This is a genomic window from Microbacterium sp., from assembly GCF_044340635.1.
Lineage (GTDB): Bacteria > Actinomycetota > Actinomycetes > Actinomycetales > Microbacteriaceae > Microbacterium.
In genome coordinates, this window is the sequence record NZ_JBIITF010000012.1 from 1 (window position 1) to 20,489 (window position 20,489).

23 protein-coding genes are annotated in these 20,489 nt (G+C 64.9%); 19 read left to right on the forward strand and 4 right to left on the reverse strand.

Annotated elements, in window-relative coordinates; all coding sequences use genetic code 11:
* The 3 genes from lgt to ACIQ0W_RS11125 form a co-directional block, all read right to left on the reverse strand.
* The coding region (gene lgt, locus ACIQ0W_RS11115) for a prolipoprotein diacylglyceryl transferase (RefSeq protein WP_396642840.1) at window positions 1-745 on the reverse strand (745 nt) is incomplete at its 3' end.
* Window positions 718-1,314 carry a M23 family metallopeptidase gene (locus ACIQ0W_RS11120; protein ID WP_157813986.1) on the reverse strand — a complete coding sequence of 199 codons (597 nt, stop codon included), beginning with the start codon at window positions 1,312-1,314 and terminating at the stop codon, window positions 718-720. The genes lgt and ACIQ0W_RS11120, both read right to left, overlap by 28 nt.
* 423 nt (window positions 1,315-1,737) lie before the next feature.
* Window positions 1,738-2,172 (reverse strand): hypothetical protein, encoded by a 435-nt coding sequence (locus tag ACIQ0W_RS11125; RefSeq protein ID WP_304689526.1) that lies wholly within the window; start codon window positions 2,170-2,172, stop codon window positions 1,738-1,740.
* A gap of 342 nt (window positions 2,173-2,514) precedes the next feature.
* On the opposite strand from ACIQ0W_RS11125, the gene ACIQ0W_RS11130 reads away from it, so the two are divergent.
* From ACIQ0W_RS11130 to ccsB, 15 genes are all read left to right on the forward strand, one after another.
* Entirely contained in the window at window positions 2,515-3,753 is a 1,239-nt protein-coding gene (locus ACIQ0W_RS11130; protein WP_304689527.1) for a peptidoglycan DD-metalloendopeptidase family protein, read from the forward strand.
* A 103-nt stretch (window positions 3,754-3,856) separates the two neighbouring features.
* Complete coding sequence (locus ACIQ0W_RS11135) at window positions 3,857-4,300, forward strand: DUF6153 family protein (RefSeq protein WP_304689528.1); 444 nt, start codon at window positions 3,857-3,859, stop codon at window positions 4,298-4,300.
* 75 nt (window positions 4,301-4,375) lie between these two features.
* On the forward strand, window positions 4,376-4,981 hold the full coding sequence (locus tag ACIQ0W_RS11140) for a DUF305 domain-containing protein (protein WP_396642841.1): 606 nt from the start codon (window positions 4,376-4,378) through the stop codon (window positions 4,979-4,981).
* A gap of 90 nt (window positions 4,982-5,071) precedes the next feature.
* Window positions 5,072-5,977: a WD40/YVTN/BNR-like repeat-containing protein gene (locus ACIQ0W_RS11145; protein WP_396642842.1), complete on the forward strand. Its 906-nt coding sequence runs from the start codon at window positions 5,072-5,074 to the stop codon at window positions 5,975-5,977.
* A gap of 61 nt (window positions 5,978-6,038) precedes the next feature.
* Window positions 6,039-6,479, forward strand: a complete 441-nt coding sequence (locus tag ACIQ0W_RS11150; protein WP_036297898.1) for a hypothetical protein — start codon at window positions 6,039-6,041, stop codon at window positions 6,477-6,479.
* Between the two features lie 99 nt (window positions 6,480-6,578).
* Complete coding sequence (locus ACIQ0W_RS11155) at window positions 6,579-7,244, forward strand: DsbA family protein (protein WP_396642843.1); 666 nt, start codon at window positions 6,579-6,581, stop codon at window positions 7,242-7,244.
* Between the two features lie 128 nt (window positions 7,245-7,372).
* Window positions 7,373-8,284: a cation diffusion facilitator family transporter gene (locus tag ACIQ0W_RS11160; protein WP_036297894.1), complete on the forward strand. Its 912-nt coding sequence runs from the start codon at window positions 7,373-7,375 to the stop codon at window positions 8,282-8,284.
* On the forward strand, window positions 8,277-8,951 hold the full coding sequence (locus tag ACIQ0W_RS11165) for a copper resistance CopC family protein (protein WP_051513314.1): 675 nt from the start codon (window positions 8,277-8,279) through the stop codon (window positions 8,949-8,951). Before ACIQ0W_RS11160 ends, ACIQ0W_RS11165 begins: the two co-directional genes overlap by 8 nt.
* Window positions 8,941-9,477 (forward strand): signal peptidase II, encoded by a 537-nt coding sequence (locus tag ACIQ0W_RS11170; RefSeq protein WP_100812062.1) that lies wholly within the window; start codon window positions 8,941-8,943, stop codon window positions 9,475-9,477. The genes ACIQ0W_RS11165 and ACIQ0W_RS11170 overlap by 11 nt, the downstream gene beginning before the upstream one ends.
* Window positions 9,474-9,809: a DUF6804 family protein gene (locus ACIQ0W_RS11175; RefSeq protein ID WP_036297890.1), complete on the forward strand. Its 336-nt coding sequence runs from the start codon at window positions 9,474-9,476 to the stop codon at window positions 9,807-9,809. Before ACIQ0W_RS11170 ends, ACIQ0W_RS11175 begins: the two co-directional genes overlap by 4 nt.
* Window positions 9,806-10,411, forward strand: a complete 606-nt coding sequence (locus ACIQ0W_RS11180) for a TlpA disulfide reductase family protein (RefSeq protein WP_036297888.1) — start codon at window positions 9,806-9,808, stop codon at window positions 10,409-10,411. Before ACIQ0W_RS11175 ends, ACIQ0W_RS11180 begins: the two co-directional genes overlap by 4 nt.
* Complete coding sequence (locus tag ACIQ0W_RS11185; RefSeq protein WP_036297886.1) at window positions 10,408-11,175, forward strand: cytochrome c biogenesis CcdA family protein; 768 nt, start codon at window positions 10,408-10,410, stop codon at window positions 11,173-11,175. Before ACIQ0W_RS11180 ends, ACIQ0W_RS11185 begins: the two co-directional genes overlap by 4 nt.
* Window positions 11,156-12,841 carry a cytochrome c biogenesis protein ResB gene (locus tag ACIQ0W_RS11190; protein ID WP_100812064.1) on the forward strand — a complete coding sequence of 562 codons (1,686 nt, stop codon included), beginning with the start codon at window positions 11,156-11,158 and terminating at the stop codon, window positions 12,839-12,841. The genes ACIQ0W_RS11185 and ACIQ0W_RS11190 overlap by 20 nt, the downstream gene beginning before the upstream one ends.
* Entirely contained in the window at window positions 12,838-13,776 is a 939-nt protein-coding gene (locus tag ACIQ0W_RS11195) for a cytochrome c oxidase assembly protein (RefSeq protein WP_100812065.1), read from the forward strand. The genes ACIQ0W_RS11190 and ACIQ0W_RS11195 overlap by 4 nt, the downstream gene beginning before the upstream one ends.
* Before the next feature lie 221 nt (window positions 13,777-13,997).
* Window positions 13,998-15,044, forward strand: coding sequence for a c-type cytochrome biogenesis protein CcsB (gene ccsB / locus ACIQ0W_RS11200; RefSeq protein ID WP_100812066.1), 1,047 nt, complete (start codon window positions 13,998-14,000; stop codon window positions 15,042-15,044).
* A 9-nt stretch (window positions 15,045-15,053) separates the two neighbouring features.
* Here the strand turns inward: ccsB and ACIQ0W_RS11205 are convergent, their stop codons facing one another.
* The gene (locus tag ACIQ0W_RS11205; RefSeq protein ID WP_232711474.1) at window positions 15,054-16,907 is read right to left on the reverse strand and encodes a cation-translocating P-type ATPase; all 1,854 of its coding nucleotides are present in this window, start codon (window positions 16,905-16,907) and stop codon (window positions 15,054-15,056) included.
* A 167-nt stretch (window positions 16,908-17,074) separates the two neighbouring features.
* On the opposite strand from ACIQ0W_RS11205, the gene ACIQ0W_RS11210 reads away from it, so the two are divergent.
* The 4 genes from ACIQ0W_RS11210 to ACIQ0W_RS11225 are packed head-to-tail and all read left to right on the forward strand — an operon-like array spanning window position 17,075 to window position 20,482.
* A complete protein-coding gene (locus ACIQ0W_RS11210; protein WP_036297877.1) occupies window positions 17,075-17,434 on the forward strand; it encodes a helix-turn-helix transcriptional regulator in 360 nt (119 codons plus the stop codon).
* On the forward strand, window positions 17,431-19,347 hold the full coding sequence (locus ACIQ0W_RS11215) for a cation-translocating P-type ATPase (RefSeq protein ID WP_036297919.1): 1,917 nt from the start codon (window positions 17,431-17,433) through the stop codon (window positions 19,345-19,347). The genes ACIQ0W_RS11210 and ACIQ0W_RS11215 overlap by 4 nt, the downstream gene beginning before the upstream one ends.
* Window positions 19,347-19,955: a cadmium resistance transporter gene (locus ACIQ0W_RS11220; RefSeq protein WP_036297875.1), complete on the forward strand. Its 609-nt coding sequence runs from the start codon at window positions 19,347-19,349 to the stop codon at window positions 19,953-19,955. Before ACIQ0W_RS11215 ends, ACIQ0W_RS11220 begins: the two co-directional genes overlap by 1 nt.
* Window positions 19,952-20,482 (forward strand): signal peptidase II, encoded by a 531-nt coding sequence (locus ACIQ0W_RS11225; RefSeq protein WP_036297873.1) that lies wholly within the window; start codon window positions 19,952-19,954, stop codon window positions 20,480-20,482. The genes ACIQ0W_RS11220 and ACIQ0W_RS11225 overlap by 4 nt, the downstream gene beginning before the upstream one ends.
* Window positions 20,483-20,489: the final 7 nt, after the last annotated feature.

Genomic DNA, 20,489 nt, shown 5'->3' on the forward strand with positions numbered 1-20,489 from the left:
TGGGGTCGATACGAATGGATTCGAACCACGCCCTGCCCGTGCCGTAGATAAGCAGGTAGACGCCGAGCGCCCTGCCCCACCTCAGGTCATAACGACGCTCCAGAAGAAGGATCGTCGCGGCGCCTGCGAGATTCCACAACATCTCGTACAGAAAGAGCGGGTGAAAAATCGTGCCCGGCGGCAGGCCCTCCGGGAAAGCGGCGCTCTGCGGGTCGATTTGAAGCCCCCACGGAAGAGTGGTCGGAAGGCCGTAGAGCTCTTGATTGAAGTAGTTCCCCAGCCGACCTACTGCTTGCGCGATGAGCATGGCCGGTGCGAGTGCGTCGGCGAAGGACAGGAACCGGATTCCCGCGATGCGGCATCCGATCATCGCGGCAGCGCCCCCGACGAGGACGGCACCGAAAATGGCGAGTCCCCCCTCCCAGACATAGAGCACGCGCCACAGATCAGCGCCCGGGTAAAAATAGTCGTTGGGATGGGTGATCACATGGTAAGAACGTCCACCGGCGATCCCGAAAGGGACCGCCCACAGCGCGATGTCGACGACAACGCCGCGGGCGCCACCTCGCCGTTCGAGGCGCCGAGAAGCCAGCCACGTGGCGATCGCAATCCCCAAAATGATGAATAGCGCATAGAAGCGAAGTTCGAAGCCGCCGAGATAGACAGAATTGATGGAGGGGCTGGGAATACCCGCCGTGAACATCGGGCCGCTGCCGTTCAAGGATTCACCTTTGCCGACAGCCACGCGTAGGGGTCGATGTAGGTACCGTCGGCTCGCATCATACCGAGGTGTAGGTGGGGGCCTCCGCTCAGTCCGGTATCGCCGACTTTGCCGACGAGGTCACCGACACTGACCGAATCACCGGCCCGGAGAGCCAGCGTCCCGACTGCCATGTGTGCGTACAGGCTGCTGATTTTCTCCCCGTCGACGACGTGGTCGATGATCGCGTACACGCCCCACTGGCTGCTGTCGCTGGCTGACGCTTCCCGTACGACGCCATCGGCGACCGCTTGGATCGCCGAGCCGGCGCCCGGGTTCATATCGATCCCGTTGTGATCCTGCGGGCAACCAGGGCACGGTGATTCGCGCCATCCGAACCCGCTGCTGATCGGAACTCCGGTCAGAAAGGGCCACTGTATCGCGCCGCTGTAGTTGACGAATGTGGATGCTGTCTGCGCATACACTCCCGTCGTGATCGCGCTCGCACTGACGTACGTTCCCCGATCGAGGGGTGCGCCTGTCACCTGGATGTCGAGGTCAAGCGATTGGGCCTCGCCGTCGGAGCCACTTGCTTCCACCGTGTCGCTCGACACCGATGCCGGGAATGAGGCGCCGCTGGCGGGAAGAGCGAAACTTAGCGCTAGCGCCACCGCGGACGACATCGCGGTCGCCGACACAATTTGTCGCCGGAACGACGAACGACGTGTCACGGCGAGCGCAGGGTTGGGTGGCGCCGATGGTGGCAGTGTCAGGCGCTCCTTTCCGCTCTCCCTGATGCTTCGGCGGGTCGGCGAGGTAGCGGGCATAGACGGGTCTGAGGATGAGGGCATTGTGCATTCCGGGAGGAGAGATGTCGCGCGCACCGGCGCGGAAGAAAAGCGCGAGGATCCAGGTAGCGGATCACTCGTGACGCGGTCGCGGATCATGAGGCAGACCGGTCTTGACTCACGCCGCCACGCCGCCTGAAAATACGCGGCGTGGGGCGGTAACGAGCACCGTGACGAAAACGGGTGTGCTCAGGTCCGACTGATCGAGAGGACGTGAAGATCTGGTGCGCTGTGAAGGAGCACCCGCGCACGGAAACCCGTCGCTGAAGGGGGAACCAGACGTGTCGACAGCCAGAATCGCCGCGACGCCCGTGCGAGCCCGAGGCCTAAGGCAGCGACGAACGCGCAGACCGCGACAACCATGCACGCAAACAGGTCACCCATGTGGGATGAGCAATTTGAATCGCAGGGTTCAGCAACGGAAGAAGAACCGTCCGATGCGGAGGACAATATCGGGTTCTCCATAATGCTCTGCGAAAGGGACACTTCCGACGAGCCTGCGACGTTGTGCTCGCCCTCGCCCCCTGCATGCATCGCCAGAAGGGCGAGCACGAAGAGCGACACGAGCGTGACGAGCCAGAGGGTCGCGCCCTGCGTGCGTGTGCCGTCGCGAAGAATGTTCACTCGCGCCTTCCTGCCGCAGGGCTCGTTACGTGATCGTGATGACTTCAGGACAGAGTACAAGATCTGCATCCGAGACTTTCCTGTGAACCACACCTGGTAGGTATCGCCAACTGCAGTTGCTCGGCGTGTCTGGACAAGCGCGCTGGATGATCGGTGTAAGGGTAGCGAACGTTTCCCGCTATCGTCACCCGTCGCACGAGGAGTCCAATGTCCCGCTACCTTCCGCCGGTGGCGCTTCCCGCTGTCGACTGCGGGTGTGCACCATCCGCAGAAGAACTACGCAAACTTGAAGGACCGCGACGCGATGCGGGCGTCAGACACACATTGGGGCGGCGGGGCTTCGTGCGCATCGGCGCGCTCGGGCTGCTCGCCGCGGCGTCGCTCGGGGTGGCTGCTCCGGCCTTCGCTGCCACGTATCCGTCCTGGGACGATGTGCAGCGCGCCCGCGACAATGAAGCCGCGAAAGCCACCGAGATCTCGCGCATTCAAGGGTTCATCGCAACACTGAACGCCAACGTCATACGGACGCAGGCAGCAGCAGAGGAAGCGTCTCAAGAATTCTTCGTCGCGGAGGAGGAGTACTTTGCTGCTGTTGCGCGGGCGGATGAGTTCCAGTCCCAGGCTGATACCCAGGCCGCCGTCGCAGCGACTGCCTCGGAACGAGCGGGCCGCGTTGCAGCGGAGATGTATCGATCGGGTGGCGACGACACGTCGTTGCGATTGTTCTTTTCCGATGCCGGTGACGCCGACCAGCTGCTGAGCAGGTTGGGCAGGGCTGACAAACTTCTGCAGCGAAACCGAGATGCGTTCGCCGATGCCAGCCTCGCGCGCGGGGCGGCACAGTCGCTCAGCGATCAAGCCGCGGTCGCGCGAGACGAACGCGATCGACTCAAGCAGCTCGCTTCGCAGCGAATGGAAGAGTCGCAGGCCGCAGCCGACGCCGCTCAGCAGGCTTTGGACGAACAGTCCACCAACTTGGTCGTCCTGGAGGCTCAGCTGGCGGCACTTCAGGATTCCACTGCACGCACCGTGGCGGACTACCAGGCCGGCGTGGAAGCTCGACGCCGCGCGGAGCAGGAAGCGAGACGCCGCGCGGAGGAAGAGGCACGGCGCGCAGCCGAGGCAGCGGCTGCGCCTGGCGGGGGCGGGGGCGGACAGATCGGGCAGTCAGGTTGGGCGCGACCGTCCGGCGGGCGACCAACGTCACGTTATGGAGCGCGCGCGACAATTTGCGAGAACGGTTATTGCACCGGCTATCACTACGGCACTGACATGGCGACGGGCTGCGGGGCAGGCGTTTTTGCGGCGAGTGCGGGTCGTGTTGCATACGCCGGGACATATGGAGCGTTCGGGCAGCACGTCCGCATCGATCATGGCGGTGGCATATTGACGGCATACTCGCACCTTCAGCAGGGCGGGATATTGGTGGGCTACGGGCAACAGGTCGCAGCGGGCCAGTTGGTTGCGCGGGAAGGGAACTCCGGATTGTCGCGGGGTTGCCATTTGCACTTCGAAGTGTGGCGGAACGGGCAACGAATAAACCCCGAACCGTTCATGAGCGAGCGCGGCATCTCTATCTGACTTGGCAGCCAGGCGCCGACACCCGCCAACTCATCAGAAATCGAATGTACGATACCCCGTAGCGGTATAACCGCCGAATCGGATCCCGGGAAAGGTTTCGCACATGAGCGTTATGCGTCTGCGCGTCGCCCTCACTCGCCGTGTCGGGTATATCCGTCCCCTTCTTCTCGCGACCATAGGCGTCGCGCTCATCATCGTCGGACTGCTGTCCATGCACGGGATGGGCGGAATCGCCGACCACTCGGTGCCCGCCTCAACTCAGGCACACGCTGCTGCCTCGGAATCTCTGCCGCACGACAATCCCGCGCCAACAGATCACGAAGAAGCCGCAGAAGACTGCGCGCCAGCGTGCCCATCAGGCGACATGATGACGATGCTCATGTGCGTGCTCGCCCTGTTGGTGGGTGCTCTTCTCGTCGGCGTTCGCCCCAGGGCCATGAGCGTGCTCCCGCGGCACCTCGTCGCTCCCGAGGTCAAGCGCCGGGTTGAAGACATTGCGCCGCCCGCGCCTCCTGACCTGAACGTCCTCTCCATCAGTCGAACGTGAACGGGTAGCTGCCACAACGCAGTCCCGCGCTGAGCGCGGCTTCACCCACACTAAAACTGAACTTGAGGATAAGAAATGCGCACTCGATCCACCCTGCTCGCCGCAGGAACGCTTGCCACAGCACTCTTTCTAGCCGGCTGCACCGGCACGAGCATGGAGGGCATGGACGGCATGAATGGCAACGAACCATCGACAGGCATGTCTGCGGAGGCTACGGACGTCGATTTCAACGACGCCGACGCTACCTTTGCGATGGAAATGATCATGCACCACCAGCAGGCGATAGAAATGTCCGACGTTCTCCTCGCGAAAAACGACGTCGCGCCCGAGGTCATCTCTCTCGCCGAACGCATCAAGGCCGCGCAACAACCCGAAATCGACACCATGAACGATTGGCTCGCGTCTTGGGGCCGGGAGACGATGGGTTCTATGGGCTCCATGGACAGCATGGGCGGGATGATGTCAGAAGAGGATATGACCGCTCTCGAAGATGCCTCGGGACCGGAGGCGTCTTCGCTGTTTCTCGAGCAGATGATCGTGCACCACGAGGGAGCAATCGAGATGGCGCAAGCGCAGGTGACGGACGGGCAGAACCCGGACGCCGTGGAACTGGCCCAGAAGATCATCGACGACCAAACAGCAGAGATCGCAGAGATGGAGCAGTTGCTCACGCAGCTCTAGGCGCTTCGCGTCCGTAATCGTCTGCCATCTGCGAGGGGTCGCCGTGAAACTGGCGACCCCTCGCCCACCCCTCTTCGCCAGAAAGCGCTCATGCCCCGCACGCCGAAACATCGCTTTCCGCGAGGCCGGATTCAACAACTCCGCCTCGCTGTCACAGTTGTCATCACCCCACTCACCCTCGCCGGCTGCAGCAATTCACCCGACCCAACAACACCGGAAGGCATCGCCGAGCTCCAACACGTCCATGGCATAGTCGACAATCCCGACGGAGACGGCATCTTGATCGCGACCCACGCCGGCATTTATGGTCTCGACTCCGTAGACGGAAATGGAGAACTGACCAAGCTTGTCGGCGGATGGGAATTCGATGCAATGGGCATCACCTCGACAGCCGATACTCTCTACGCCTCCGGGCATCCTGGGCCCGCGACACCGGAGGGTTTCGGCAGTCCGAACGTGGGCTTGGTTCAATCGGACGACGGCGCCCTCACCTGGCGGAGCGTGTCGCTTGCCGGGGTAGCGGATTTTCACGACCTGAGTGCCGCGTCTGAGGAATCCGAAACCATATACGGGCTGCAGGGCGAGGCGCTGCGCCGCAGCGACGACGGCGGCCAGACGTGGGTCGACCTTCCCCCCGTGCAGGCCCGCGACATTGTCGTGTCCCCCGGCAGCGGAGGCACGCTAAACGCGACAACGGAAGCGGGGCTGGCGGTGAGTTCTGACGGCGGCGAGAGCTTCGTCACCGACCCCCAGGCGCCCGTGATGTATGTCATCGCCGCCCGGAACGACGGAGGCCTCGTCGGAGTCGACCTCGCTGGCACGGTTCGCTACCAGGACGGACCTTCCGCGGAATGGGTTTCCGGGGGCGCTCTCTCGGGTACGGCGCAGGCGTTCAGCTATCTGGACGAGTTCGGAATGCTTCTCGCGGCCGATGATCGAGGAGTGCTCGCGTCGGAGGATTTCGGTGTGTCATGGGTGACCCTGATCGCGTCGTGAATGCGCGCCTAAGCCGGAGCACCTTTAGCGCACCATTGAACGTTGATAGGGTGAGGAGGACATGATCGCCCCGGTGTCGTCCCGACCCTCGTCAATCTTGTCCGAACGCCTGTTGATAACGAAGATCATTACGAGCGTGGCGCTCGCGTTCTTTCTCATCCTCGGCGCGTGGGTGTCGACTCACTCCGAGCAGGAGGCCGCTGCGCCGGTTCCTGTCGGCGTCGCGCTGATCGATTCACACGTCGAAGCGCCCGCTCCGGCCGTTCAGACGATCGTTAGCACATACTCGGGCACCGATTCCCTATGGGGAATAGCGGTGTGCGCATTTGGAGTGCTGTGCGGGCTTCTTCTCGTGCTGATGGCGACCAATTGGTTCCATTCGCGGGGGCGCCCAACCCACGCCAACGTCGCGCTCGCGATGACCCGCGTACTCCTCCTCGCGCCGCCCCTGCCTCGCAAGGTAGCACTTTCACTTACGCAATTGAGCATTTCTCGAACCTGATACTCGCTGCGCCGTCTTGGTGATGGCGTCTCGCTCCGGCCGTCCGCCGGAGGCATCCGTTTCTATGCCGTTCGCGTGTTGAGTGTGTGGAGTTGCTTCGTGAAAACCCCCGTAAAGGCGACATTGATCGCCATTGCTGTCGCTGTCGTTCTGGTACTTGCCGGAATTATCTATGCCCTCGTGAACCAGACCGAGCCCTCGGCCCTCACAGGCGACGCCGGGGTTGTCTCGGTGGTGCGCCCCGACTCGCATGTCGTCGACGACGGAGGTGATGGCGCGGTCATTGTCGTGGAGTTCCTGGACTTCGAGTGCGAGGCGTGTGGCGCGTTCTACCCGATCGTGGAAGAAATACGGGAAAAGTTCGACGGCGAGATCACCTACGTCATCCGCTACTTCCCGCTGCCCGGGCACACCAACTCCACGAACGCCGCGCTCGCGGCCGAAGCGGCTGCGCAGCAGGACCAGTTCGAGGCGATGTATCAGCGACTGTTCGAGACTCAAGCCGAATGGGGCGAGTCGCAGGAATCCCGCGCGGATATGTTCAGAGGCTTTGCCGAGGGACTGGGGCTCGACCTCGCCGTCTACGACGCGGCAGTCGCAGACCCAGCCACGCTGGCTCGGGTGCAGTCGGACTTCGACGACGGACGCGCGCTCGGCGTCAGCAGCACCCCCACATTCTTCGTAGACGGGGCACTTCTGGAGCTGCAGCAGTGGAATGACCTCGAAGACACGATCGATCAAGCAGTCAACGGAGCGTCCGACTGAAATCGGCGTGAGCCGAGCCGCAGGCAATCGTAGACGCTCGCCACCGACCTCACGTCTCGACGCGGGCGAGGAATGAAACGATCGCGATGGCCCGTCAGATCATCGACCGCCCCTGAAAGGAGCGAACCGTGGGCGCAGGACACAGCCACGACATGAGCGAAGCGACCCCCCGCAATAAATTGCTCATCGCATTCTCGATCACCCTGGCGGTGTTCGTGGTCGAAGTGATCGGATCGATCATCACCGGCAGCCTCGCGCTGCTGGTCGATGCGGGGCACATGCTCACCGACGTGATCGGCCTCGCGATGGCGGTTACCGCCGCTAACCTCATGAACCGTCCCCCGTCCGACCGGCACACCTGGGGGCTCCGGCGCGCCGAGGTTCTCAGTGCACTCGCCCAGGCCGCCCTTCTCTTGGGCGTGGGGATCTTCGCTCTCGTCGAAGGAATCCGACGTCTATTCGAGCCGCCCGAGATCGCATCCGGCAGCCTGTTGTTCTTCGGGATCGTCGGCCTGGTCGCGAACATCGCGTCCCTGCTGGTACTGATGAGCGGTCGCACACGCAACCTGAACATGCGCGCCGCGTTCCTCGAGGTCCTCAATGACGCACTCGGCTCGGGCGGTGTCATCGCCAGCGCCATCCTGATCGCCACCCTCGGCTGGTACCAGGCAGACGCCATCGCCGGCATCCTGATCGCCCTCCTGATCATCCCACGCACCTTCATCCTGCTTCGCGCCTCCGGCAGCGTCCTGCTCGAATCCACCCCGCCCGCCCTTGACCTGGCGGAGGTACGCCGACACATCCTCGAACTCCCGCAGGTGGTCGCCGTGCACGACCTGCACGCCTCCCAAGTCTCCACCGACCTCCCGACGCTAACCGCACACGTCGTGGTCGACGACACCCTCACCCCGGAGCAGTCCGCCCGGCTCCTGCGAGCACTCCAGGAATGTGTCGCCGAGCACTTCCCAGTCAGCATCGAGCACGCCACCTTCCAGATCGAACCGCAATCACACCCCGGAGAGCACACCACCCATGCGTAAATCCCGCCGCTACCTCTTTTCCGTCATCGCTGCAGTCCTTCTCGGGTCTGGAATCACGCTCGCGGCGGCAGGCCCGGCGCAGGCGCACGACGACCTCCTGGGCTCCTTCCCGGATGCAGATTCCACGGTCGCTGTCTCGCCGGATGAGATCACCCTGTCATTCAGCGGCGAACTCATCTCTGACATGCAATCAGCGGTCATCGAGGTGACCGCGCCCGGCGGCGAGAACATCGCTACTGACGCCCCGACTGTCAGTGGCACCACGATCACGCAACACCTAGAACCCAACCCCCCGGATGGCGCCTTCACCGTTCTGTGGCGGGTTGTTTCCGGCGACGGCCACCCGATCAGCGGCGAGTACACCTACACGGTCGAACCGATTCAGAGCGACGCGAGCACCCCGGGCGCGGGTGCGACGGAACAAGCGCCCGAACCGTCCATCACCTCCGCCGAGACAACCACCAACACCGGCGGTAGCGAGCCCTTTGGAGGTGTAGCACTCCTGCCGATCCTCGCAGTACTCACCGGGGTCATCATCCTCGGAGCGGGGTTCATCGTGGTGTTCAAGGTCACCCGCGAACGTCGACTCCGCAACGAGGAAGCGGTCGACCGACAGGAGCAGCAGGATTCCGAGCGCACAAGTAAGGACGCGTCCCATGAAAAGTAACCAGGTGCGATTGTTCGCGACGGCATGCATTGTCGCCGCAGCCGTAGTGGTGGTCGATCAGGCAACGAAGGCGGCTGCCATCGGCGGGCTGAGCGAGACGGAGCGGATACCCATCCTGGGTGACTTGCTCGGGCTGCAGCTGGCGTTCAACCCCGGGGCGATCCTCTCCCTCGGCTCCGAAGCAACTTGGCTGCTCACCCTGCTTGGCGCGAGCGCCATGGCGTTCCTTGTCGTCGCCGCAACGCGTGCTCGCAGCGCCGGGTGGGCGGCAGGAATCGGACTGATCCTCGGGGGCGCGCTCGGAAACCTTATCGACCGATTGTTCTCGCCCCCCGGATTCGCACGCGGCGAGGTAACCGACTTTCTCGCGTACGGGAACCTTTTCATCGGCAATCTCGCCGACATCGCCCTCGGCGCCGGCGCGCTCGTTCTCGCCGTGACGCTCTTGAATCGCTCCCGGCGCACCCGCGAAGGCCGTCCCGCAAGCACAGCTGCTGACGAGTCGAACATGCAGGTGGTTCCGTGAGCGACAAAGCCCGTGTTGCTTCATCCTTTCAACGGAACGCGTTCGCCCCCGGGCTCGTAGCTGCGGCTGTGCTGTTCGTTGCCCCCGTCCTCATGGGAGACGACTGGTTCACCCTGGTGCTGTTCGTCACCGCCATCCTGGCTGCCATCGTGGGATGGTTCTCGATCCAAGCCCGCCAATGGTGGTGGACGCCTGTATTCCTCGCTGTCGCCGTAATCTGGAATCCCGTGTTCCCGCTGCCGTTCGCCGGTCCCGTTTGGGCGGGCGCTCAGCTCTTCGCGGCGGTGGCGTTCCTCGTCGCGGGTGTGCTGATCAAGGTGCCGCGCACATGAGCCTGCGCGAGCGAATCGGCTGGCCCTCCACGGTGCTCGCCATCGCCATAGTGCTCTCGGGATGCGCCGCCAACGACGCTCTCGCGGAGCAGTACCGGGACGGGAGTGAGAAGGGCTACATCTCCGGCGACTTTCAGGTCGTGGAGATCCCGGAGGGCGAGCGCGGCGATCCGGTCGATTTCGAAGGAGTCATCGAGACCGGAGAACCGGTCTCCAGCAGCGACTACAGGGGGGACGTTCTGGTCGTGAACTTCTGGTATGCGGCATGCGGCCCATGCATCGTCGAAGCGCCGCTCCTCGAGGAGGTATGGCAGAACTACCAGAGCGAGGGCGTCGCCTTCCTCGGGGTCAACACCTACGATCAGCCTGCCACCGCTCTGTCCTTCGCCCGGGACAACAACGTCACCTACCCGAGCGTCATCGACGTGAACGATGGAACCGTCAAGCTTGCGTTCGCGCAGGTCACTCCCATCCAGGCCACCCCAACCACACTCGTCCTAGATCGGGACGGGCGGGTCGCCGCCCGGATAATCGGGCAGTTGGCAACCGCATCCATCCTGTCCACCCTCGTCGATGACGCTCTCGCGGAGGACTCTCCGTGAATCCCGGTCAGCTGGTCTTCGATGGCGCCCTGTGGGTAGCGATCCCCATCGCCGTCCTCGCCGGTCTCGTCTCGTTCGTCTCGCCGTGCGTGCTACCTCTCGTGCCTGGCTACCTCGGCTACCTCGGTGGCACCTCGGTAGGTGATGGGGGAGCTGCTGATACTAATCAGCGCACGGCCACTGCGGACCGTGCCCGCATGATCGTGGGAGTGGGTTTGTTCATTGCAGGGTTCACCGTGGTGTTCGTGTCCGTGACGATCCTCGGCGGCACATTCGGTTACCTGCTGCTGCAATACGCGAACGTCCTGACCCGCATTTTCGGCGTGGTGGTGATCGCGCTGGGGCTGGTGTTCATCGGCTTCTTCGGGATCGCACAACGCACCCTGCGGCCCCGCGTCCAAGGCCGGGCCGGATTAATCGGTGCACCCCTACTTGGGTTCGCACTCGGTGTCGGGTGGACTCCCTGCATTGGCCCCACGCTGGCAGCGATCCTGTCTATGTCGTGGAACCTCGGCGACCCCGCCCGCGCGGGTCTCCTCGGGCTTGCATACTCAATGGGGCTCGGCATTCCCTTCCTTCTCCTCGCGCTCGGGTGGGGGTGGGCGTCACGCTCGGTGTCGATCCTCCGCCGCCACATCCGCGTCCTGAACATCGTCGGCGGGGCGCTGCTGGTTGTCTTGGGGCTGCTGATGGTGACCGGACTGTGGACCGCGCTGATGTCCACACTGCAGCAGGTGGTGATCAATGTCCCCGCCCCGCTCTGACACCGATAGTGCGGTCGATCCGCTGCGGCCGCCCGATCACGCCGACACCGATCGGGCCGACATCGTCGCCCCCTCTCTCGGGCTGGTCGGGTGGATGCGATGGGCGTGGCGTCAGCTGACCAGTATGCGCACCGCCCTCGTCCTGTTGCTCTTCCTCGCGATCGCCGCCGTTCCGGGATCGCTGTTTCCGCAACGCAGCGCAGACCCGAACGGGGTCATCCAGTGGGAGCGCAACAACCCCGACGTCTTCCCCCTGGCCGACGCAGTCGGCTTGTTCGATGTGTACTCGTCGCCGTGGTTCTCCGCGATCTACCTTCTGCTGTTCGCCTCCCTCATCGGCTGCGTGATCCCGCGCGCGAAGCACCATTACACCGCACTGCGGGCCCAGCCGCCTCGGACCCCTGCTCGGCTTGCCCGACTCCCGGCCTATCAGGAAACAACCCTGCCTGTCGTCGGCGGAAACACAGACGCCATGGGGCTCGCAGTTGACCTCGCGGAACGTCAGATGCGTCGGGCCGGCTATCGCGTGCACCGCTACGAAGGTGCGGGCTGGGCGTCGGTGTCGGCCGAACGGGGCTATGTGCGTGAGACCGGCAATCTGGTTTTCCACGTCGCCCTGGTTGGAGTGCTCACCTCGGTCGCCGTGGGCACCGGGTTCGCCTATACCGGACAGCGGGTCGTGGTGGAAGGCACCACGTTCGTCAACGCGCTCAGCGACTATTCCTCGTTCAATCCCGGCCGGTTCGTCGACGGGACCGTGCTCGCACCGTACTCACTCACCCTCGACGATTTCCAGGTCTCGTACCGACTCCCCGGCGCGCCTGGGGCCGGGCAGGCGGGGGACTTCTCTGCGGACGTCACCGTCCGCACACCGGGAGACGACGACCGCGCCGAGAGCGTGCTCGTGAACTACCCGATCACCGTTGATGGCGATCGGGTCTACCTTCTCGGCAACGGCTATGCTCCCACCCTCTCCATCCGCAACTCCGACGGCGAGCTGGTCTACAGCGAGTCGCAGCCGTTCCTTCCGCAGGACTCTGCGATGACCTCTTTGGGGATCATCAAGATCCCGGACGGTCTGCCGGAGCAGGTCGGCCTCGTCGGCTTCTTCTACCCCACGCAAGGCGTACTTCCCTCAGGCGCGTTCACCTCGATCTACCCCGATGTCGCGAATCCGGTCCTCACCCTCAATGTGTTCAGCGGCGATCTCGGCATCGATGACGGGATACCCCGGTCGGTCTACACACTGGATGTCGGCGGGCTCACCCAGCTCACCGGCGCTGACTCCGGCCTGGACTCCCTCGAGCTCACCCCTGGAGGCACCGCTGATTTGCCGAACGGGTGGGGCACCATCACCTGGGAGGACGACACGGAACAGGTCGGCGAGCCGGTGAAACGGTTCGCGTCCCTACAGATCCAGAGGGATCCCAGTGGCGTCTGGGTGCTCGTCTTCTCGATCCTCGCCCTCCTGGGGCTGTTCGCCGGACTGTTCGTCCCGCGCCGACGCCTCTGGGTCAAAGCTCGTCTGATGCCGGACGGGGTTCACGTCGAATATGCCGGTCTCGCGCGGGGAGAGGACCCGGCCCTTTCCCGCGCCGTCAGCGACTTCGCATCGCGACACTCCACCGCTTACACCGACCTGCCGAACGCAGCCCCACGCCCATGACGGAATGGATCTCGGACGCACCGCCCACGTTGATGGGGTTCCTTTCCCCTGTCCCGCTGCCGTTCCCGCTGTTGCCGCTTATCGCGGCAGCTCTTGCGGTCGTCTACCTCGTAGGCGCGATCCGGATGTGGACGCGGGGCAGGCGCTGGCCGATCTGGCGAACAGTCAGCTTCCTGCTGGGCTGCGTCAGCCTCGCCGCCATCACCGGGCTGGGAGTCGAGGCCTACGGGTACGCGCTGTTCTCGGTGTTCATGTTCCAGCAACTCACGCTCATGATGGCGATCCCACCGCTGTTGGTCCTCGGCTCGCCGGGCACGCTGCTCTTGCGCGCCACCCCTCACCACGGCGCCGGCCGCATTGTCCTCCAGATAGCTCACGCGGGGCTTCGCAGCCGGTTCGCGCGGTGGCTCCTCAGCCCCTGGATCGCGCTGCCGCTCTATCTCTTCGCGTTCTACGGTCTCTACCTGGCCGACTTCGCCGACCTCATCCTCGCTTTGCCCGGAGGTCATCTCGGCCTCGAGGTCGGCTTCCTCATCGCGGGGATCCTGTTCACCATCCCCGTGCTTTCCTCAGACCCGTTGCCCGTGCACCTCAATCACGCGGGACGAGCACTCGACGTCTTCGCGGAAGCCGCGCTGCACGCATTCTTCGGGGTGTTCCTGATGATCGCGGCAAGCCTTCTTATCGACAACTTCGCCGCATCCAGCCTCGCCCTCGGCGTTGACCCCCTCGTAGACCAGAGAATCGCGGGAGGGCTGGCCTGGTCGTACGGAGAAGCACCCACCCTGCTGATGCTCCTCTTCGTCATGCATCGCTGGTACCGCGACGACACCACCCGCGACGCAGCCGCCGCACGATACGCCGACACACACGGCGACCCCGATCTCGACGCCTACAACGCCTACCTCGAAACGCTCCGCAAGAGGGACACCTGACGAATGCTCTCGCTCACCTTCGCCTCTCACCCGACGCGACGCCGACACCGGCGACGGCAGGGTCACCGCTGTCCCGCCCCGAACCCGGCTCACTCCGGCCTCGATCGTCGATGCCTGGCTCACCACCCTCCTGCCGATCAGCGCCGGAGCCGGATTGATCCTTTTCGGATTCACTCACCGTCTTCGCAACCGACCTCGCCCTCACGATTGGAAACAACTCAATGCCCGGAACAGACCCACTTTCCCTCGATGGGATCTCACTGCTGCTGGTGTGGACGGCAATCGCCACCTACTCCCTAGCCTTCATCGCCTTCACCATCGACCTGGCGCAACGTGCCTCGCGCGCCGATACAGCGCACCTCCAGGAGCACCTACCCGCGCTCGTCGCTGTGGGCACAAACGCCCCCCACTCCGGCGTGGCAGACTTCGCCAACACTGCCGCCGCGAAACCAGCAGTCATCGATGCCCTGCGGGTGCCGCCAAGACTGCGCCCCCGACTGCTGTGGGCGCGCATCGGCACCGCGCTCACCGTCCTCGGGTTTCTCTTCCACGCGGCGGGCACCGTCTCACGCGGCATCGCGGCCGAGCGGGTTCCGTGGGCGAACATGTACGAATTCGCCCTCACCGGGACGTTGCTGATCGTGGCGGTCTTCCTCCTCGTCCTCCGGTTGTACGACCTGCGTTTCCTGGGTGCATTTCTCCTCGGAATGGTCGTGCTCCTTCTCGGTGGGGCGGCGGTCGCGTTCTACGTGGAGGTCGTCCCGCTGATGGACCCGCTCAAGAGCATCTGGCTGGTGATCCACGTGTTCGTCGCGTCCCTCGCCACAGCACTCTTCGCGATTGCATGCGGAATATCGGTCACGCAGTTGCTGCAAGCGCGCCGCGAGACGCGAGACTTGGCTACGTCCGACGATGCCGACATTCCCCGCTCTGGACTTCTGCGCGCACTCCCCAGTTCCGACGCCCTGGAATCGCTGTCCTACCGGTTTGCGATCGTCGGTTTCATGTTCTGGACATTCACGCTCATCGCCGGCGCCATCTGGGCAAACGACTCGTGGGGCCGCTATTGGGGCTTCGACACCAAAGAGGTGTGGACTTTCGTCATCTGGGTGCTCTACGCCGGTTACATCCACGCCCGGGCGACCCGCGGATGGCGGGGCAAGCGTTCCGCCTGGCTGTCCATCATCGGTTTCATGACCGTGCTGTTCAACTTCACCATCGTCAACATCTTCTTCAAGGGCCTGCACTCATACTCGGGCCTCAGTTGATCGGCAGGTTCAGGACGTCGAGGCGAGTGCGGGCTGCGAGGCGGCTGACTCAGTCATGCTGCGAACGAGAGCCGGGCGACGCGCAGCGCGAACGCCGTTCGCGATGACGATCAGCTCGGCTATCTCGTGAACCAGGACGACCCCAGCGAGCCCCATCACCCCGAATAGCGCGAGGGGGAAAAGCACAACGACAATCGCCAGCGCAAGGCCGATGTTGGCCGTCATGATCCGCCGACCGCGTCTCGCGTGCGCCAAGGCAATAGGGATAAGGCGAAGATCGTGGCCCGTGAAGGCGACGTCAGCAGATTCGATCGCCGCCGCGGAACCGCGCACTCCCATGGCGATCCCAACCGTTGCGGTAGCCAGCGCCGGGGCGTCGTTGATGCCGTCACCGACCATCGCGGTCGGATGCGTCGCCACGAGCTCCACGATCGCGTCGGCCTTATCTTTCGGCAGCTGCTCCGCCCGGACTTCGGTAATCCCGGCTTCCTCAGCGATCGCGCGCGCGGTGCGATCGCTGTCACCGGTGAGCATGATCGTGTCGATGCCCTGCGCGTGCAGCATCCGAACGGTCTCTGCCGACTCGGGCCGCAGCTCGTCACGCACCCCAATCAGACCGGCGAGCTGACTGTCTGCTTCGACGACAACAACGGTCATGCCGTGAGCTGCCATCTCTTCCGCGGCGACGCGGAGCCCCCCGGGGTCCAGCCAGCAGGCGTTGCCGACGTGCACGACCCGGTCGCCCACCTGGCCGGTGACACCGTGGCCGGCGTCCTCCACCACGTTCGTCGCGGAGGCGCCTCCCGTTCCGGCTTGGTTGATCGCCGCAGCCAGTGGGTGTGTGCTGGTGGCCTCGACCGCTGCAGCCCAGTCCAACAGCTCCTCGCGGGTAACGCCCGGGGCGGGTCGCACGTCCGCGACAATCGGTCTGTTGCGGGTGAGTGTTCCCGTCTTATCTAGTGCCACGGTACGAATGGTGCCGAGTTGCTCGAACGCCTCGCCGGACTTGATCACCACACCGAACTTTGATGCGGCGCCGATCGCGCTGATCACCGTCACCGGAACCGCGATCGCCAAAGCGCAGGGCGACGCGGCGACGAGGACGACCAGGGCGCGCTCGACCCACGTCCCGGGATCCCCCACGATGAACCCGAAAACGACGATCGCGGCAGCGGCAACCAGCACTACAGGCACTAGGGGGCGCGCGATGCGATCTGCGAGCCGAGCCCGATCTCCTTTCCGGGCATGAGCTTGCTCCACCAAAGCAACGATCTGCGTCAGCGAGTTATCCCGTCCATTCGCAGTCGCCTCGATGCGGAGCGTGGCCGCCCCATTCACCGAACCCGCGGCGACCGTCGCGCCAGGCGCGACATCTACCGGGATGGACTCGCCCGTCACTGCAGACGTGTCCAGACTCGAGCGACCCTCCACGACCACACCGTCCGTCGCGACACGTTCGCCGGCACCCACAACCAGGATGTCGAGTTCGCGCACCTCCGAGGCGGGGATCGTGAGATCGCTGTCAAGGCGCGAGACGCGCGCCGTCTCTGGAATCAGGGATAGTAGCGCGCGCAGGCCCTCCTTTGCGCGGTCCATCGCACGGTCCTCAAGGGCTTCGGCGAGGGAGAACAAGAACGCAAGCGTGGCTGCCTCGCCCACGTGGCCGAGCAGCACAGCCCCGATCGCGGCGATCGTCATCAGCAGTCCCACCCCGAGACGTCCGCGGAGAAGCCGCCGAACAGCGCCGGGAACGAACGTGTACGCGCCCGCCACCAACGCGGCCGACTGCAACGCCAACGCGAGGATGTCGAGCCCAGACCACTTGAAGATGTACCCGACGAGCAGGAACACCCCAGAAAGCACGGAGGGCAGCAGCGCACGATCGCGCCACCAGGCAGGGCGGACCTCCTCATACTGGTAGCGCCGATTGTTGCTGAGTTGCGTATTCAGCGGCTTCCGACTCTTCTCCCAATGAATGGTGGGGCACTGATCACCAATGATTGATCAGCGCTTGCTGTATAGTTCAGTACATGCTGACTATTGCTTCGCGCCTCGACGTCATGAACCGGCTCGGCCGGGCCATGGCGGACCCGACGCGCTCCCGGATCTTGATGACTCTGCTGAACGCACCGAGCTATCCGGCCGTGCTCTCGCGCGAGCTGGAGCTGACCCGCTCGAACGTCTCGAACCACCTGACGTGCCTGCGTGACTGCGGGATCGTGGTCGCCGAGCCTGAGGGTCGCCAGACGCGCTACGAGATCGCTGACCCGCATCTTGCGGCTGCGCTCGTCGCGCTCGTGGATGTGACGCTGGCGGTCGATGAGCACGCGCCGTGTGTGGACTCGTCGTGCACGGTGCCGGGCTGCTGCGGTACAGGGGCGGACGCGTGAGCGCGGCGTGTAGCTGCGAGCACGAGCCTGCCACTGCGGCGGAGGATGAGACCGAAGAGGTGGAGCGGCCCTGGTGGAGGGACCGTGGGATCATGGTGCCGGTCTTCTCCGGTGTCGCGTTCCTGGCTGGTCTGATCCTTGAATGGTCCGGGCTCGAGATCCCGGCGCTCGTACTGTTCTGGATCGGCCTGCTGCTGGGCGCGTCGACGTTCACTCCTGGCGCGATTCGGAAGCTGTTCAAGGGCAAGCTCGGGATCGGGCTGCTGATGACGATCAGCGCGATCGGCGCGGTCATCCTCGGCTATGTGGAGGAGGCCGCTGCTCTGGCGTTCTTGTACTCGATTGCTGAGGCGCTTGAGGACAAGGCGATGGACCGTGCCCGTGGCGGCCTGCGGGCGCTGCTGAAGCTCGTGCCGGAGACGGCGACCGTGCTGCAGAGCGGCGTCTCTGCGCAGGTGCCGGCGAGGGAGTTGACGGTCGGCCAGGTCATGGTGGTCCGCCCGGGCGAACGGATCGCAACCGACGGGATCGTCCGCTCTGGCCGCTCAAGCCTGGACACCTCGGCGATCACCGGAGAGTCGATCCCCGTCGAGGTCGAGCCCGGGGACGCGGTGTCGGCCGGCGCGATTAACAGCTCCGGCGTGCTGGAGGTCGAGGCGACCGCGGCCGGTACCGATAACTCGCTTACGACGATCGTGGAGTTGGTCGAGAAAGCGCAGACGGAGAAGGGCGAGCGTGCGCGTCTCGCGGACCGGATCGCCCGCCCGCTCGTACCCGGTGTGCTGATTCTCGCAGCGCTCGTCGCGATCATTGGGTCACTGCTGGGCGACCCGGAGGTATGGATCACTCGTGCGCTCGTCGTGCTGGTAGCGGCCTCTCCGTGCGCGCTGGCGATCTCGGTGCCGTTGACGGTCGTTGCCGCGATCGGCGCGGCGAGCAAGTTCGGCGTGATCATCAAGTCCGGCGCGGTCTTCGAGCGCTTCGGCACGGTCCGGCACGTCGCGGTCGACAAGACCGGCACCCTGACCCGTAACGAGCCCGCGGTCACCGCGGTCCTCACTGCGAACGGCATTGCCGAGGAGCAGGCGCTGGCTTGGGCGGCGGCTCTGGAGCAGCACAGCACGCATCCCCTTGCGGCGGCGATCACCGCTGCAGCCCCGGGTGTTCCCGTGGCCGCGGATGTGACCGAGCAGGCCGGGCACGGCATCGACGGCACCGTCGATGGCGCTCGTATCACGGTCGGCAGCCCCCGCTGGCTCGACGCCGGCGAGCTCGGCGACCGGGTTGCAGGGCTTGAGGAGCAGGGCATGACTGTCGTGATCGTGCACCGCGACGAGGCACCGGTCGCGGCGATCGGCGTCCGCGACGAGCTGCGTCCGGAAGTCCCCGAGGTGGTCCGCACGCTTGCGGATCAGGGCGTCGGCATGACGATGCTCACCGGGGACAACGCCCGCACCGCTCGTGCGCTGGCTGCGCAGGCCGGGATCGCTGATGTGCGCGCGGAGCTGCGCCCTGAGGACAAGGCGACCGCGATCGGCGAGTTGTCGAAGGCGGGATCGGTCGCGATGATCGGTGACGGCATCAACGACGCCCCGGCCCTGGCGTCCGCGGACATCGGCATCGCGATGGGAGCGACCGGCTCCGATGCGGCGATCGAGTCTGCGGACGTGGCCTTCACGGGTCATGATCTGCGGCTCATCCCGCGGGCGTTCGATCACGCGCGGCGGGGCCGGCGGATCATCAACCAGAACATCATCCTGTCCCTGCTGATCATCACCGCACTGCTCCCGCTCGCGCTCTTCGGGGTCCTGGGGCTCGCGGCTGTCGTCCTGGTCCACGAGGTCGCGGAGGTCATCGTGATCCTCAACGGCCTGCGCGCCGCACGCACCCGCACACCACGAATGGAAAGCTGATGCTCGCAACCATCGGGTCGGCGATCGGCCTGTTCGCGGCGACCAACATCGACGACATCGTCGTGCTCACCGTGCTGTTCCTCGCCTCCAGCCGGGGAAAGCCGCGACCGTGGCAGATCGTCGCAGGCCAGTACCTCGGGTTCATCACACTCGTCGTGATCAGCGTGATCGCCGCGCTCGGTCTCACGATCGTCCCGGACGAATGGGTCGGCTTCCTGGGTCTGATCCCGCTCGGCATCGGCATCTGGACGCTCATTCGCGGCCTGCGCCGTAACGGCGACGACGATGATGACGACTCCAAGATCACCGCGGTCGGACTATGGGGGGTCGCCGGGATCACGATCGCCAACGGGGCCGACAACATCTCCCTCTACACGCCGATCTTCCGCACCAGCTCGCCCGGCGACGTCGCGGTCATGATCGTCGTGTTCCTGATCCTCGTCGCCGTCTGGTGCGCTGCCGGGCGACTGATCGGCACCCACAAGGCCGTCACCGAAACGCTCGAACGTGTCGAGCACTGGCTCGTCCCCGTCGTGTTCATCGGCCTGGGCCTGTTCATCCTCATTGAATCCGGCGTTATCGTCCGTCTCTTCGAGGCCCTCGCATGACCCCGGACACGAATACCGACGTTGAGTCGGCATCGGCGTCGGGAGAGCGTCCGCAGAGAGGACGCTGGCGGCTCACTGCCTGGGCGCTTCTGATCGCCGTGGTCGTCGTCGTGATCGATCAGGGAACGAAAGTGTGGGCCGAGGCCACCCTGTCGGAGCACGAGCGCATCCCGCTGATCGGCGACCTGTTGGGCCTGCAGCTCGCGTACAACCCCGGCGCGGCGTTCTCCTTCGGGGAGAGCTTCACCTGGGTGTTCGCTCTCATCGCCGTCGCGGCCACGGCCACCGCGATCGTGTTCGCGTTCCGGGTCCGACGCCCCGGGTGGGCGATCGTGATCGGTGCGCTCGGCGGGGCCGCTGCTTCGCACGCCGGCGACCGGCTTTTCCGCCAACCAGGATTCGCCCGGGGGCACGTCGTCGACTTCCTCGCCTACGGCAACTGGTTCATCGGGAACCTCGCCGACATCGTGATCGTCACCGCTACGATTGCCGGAGCGCTCCTGATGCTCCGCGGCACCGAGAACTGAGAGGGCC

What these genes read in the sequence shown, in the direction of transcription:
- ACIQ0W_RS11150 (WP_036297898.1), top strand. Translation starts at nt 6,039, where the DNA reads ATGATCGCCCCGGTGTCGTCCCGACCCTCGTCAATCTTGTCCGAACGC.
- ACIQ0W_RS11145 (WP_396642842.1), top strand. Translation starts at nt 5,072, where the DNA reads ATGCCCCGCACGCCGAAACATCGCTTTCCGCGAGGCCGGATTCAACAA.
- ACIQ0W_RS11135 (WP_304689528.1), top strand. Translation starts at nt 3,857, where the DNA reads ATGAGCGTTATGCGTCTGCGCGTCGCCCTCACTCGCCGTGTCGGGTAT.
- ACIQ0W_RS11170 (WP_100812062.1), top strand. Translation starts at nt 8,941, where the DNA reads ATGAAAAGTAACCAGGTGCGATTGTTCGCGACGGCATGCATTGTCGCC.
- ACIQ0W_RS11165 (WP_051513314.1), top strand. Translation starts at nt 8,277, where the DNA reads ATGCGTAAATCCCGCCGCTACCTCTTTTCCGTCATCGCTGCAGTCCTT.
- ACIQ0W_RS11190 (WP_100812064.1), top strand. Translation starts at nt 11,156, where the DNA reads ATGTCCCCGCCCCGCTCTGACACCGATAGTGCGGTCGATCCGCTGCGG.
- ACIQ0W_RS11210 (WP_036297877.1), top strand. Translation starts at nt 17,075, where the DNA reads ATGCTGACTATTGCTTCGCGCCTCGACGTCATGAACCGGCTCGGCCGG.
- ACIQ0W_RS11195 (WP_100812065.1), top strand. Translation starts at nt 12,838, where the DNA reads ATGACGGAATGGATCTCGGACGCACCGCCCACGTTGATGGGGTTCCTT.
- ACIQ0W_RS11180 (WP_036297888.1), top strand. Translation starts at nt 9,806, where the DNA reads ATGAGCCTGCGCGAGCGAATCGGCTGGCCCTCCACGGTGCTCGCCATC.
- ACIQ0W_RS11220 (WP_036297875.1), top strand. Translation starts at nt 19,347, where the DNA reads ATGCTCGCAACCATCGGGTCGGCGATCGGCCTGTTCGCGGCGACCAAC.
- ACIQ0W_RS11225 (WP_036297873.1), top strand. Translation starts at nt 19,952, where the DNA reads ATGACCCCGGACACGAATACCGACGTTGAGTCGGCATCGGCGTCGGGA.
- ACIQ0W_RS11140 (WP_396642841.1), top strand. Translation starts at nt 4,376, where the DNA reads ATGCGCACTCGATCCACCCTGCTCGCCGCAGGAACGCTTGCCACAGCA.
- ccsB (WP_100812066.1), top strand. Translation starts at nt 13,998, where the DNA reads ATGCCCGGAACAGACCCACTTTCCCTCGATGGGATCTCACTGCTGCTG.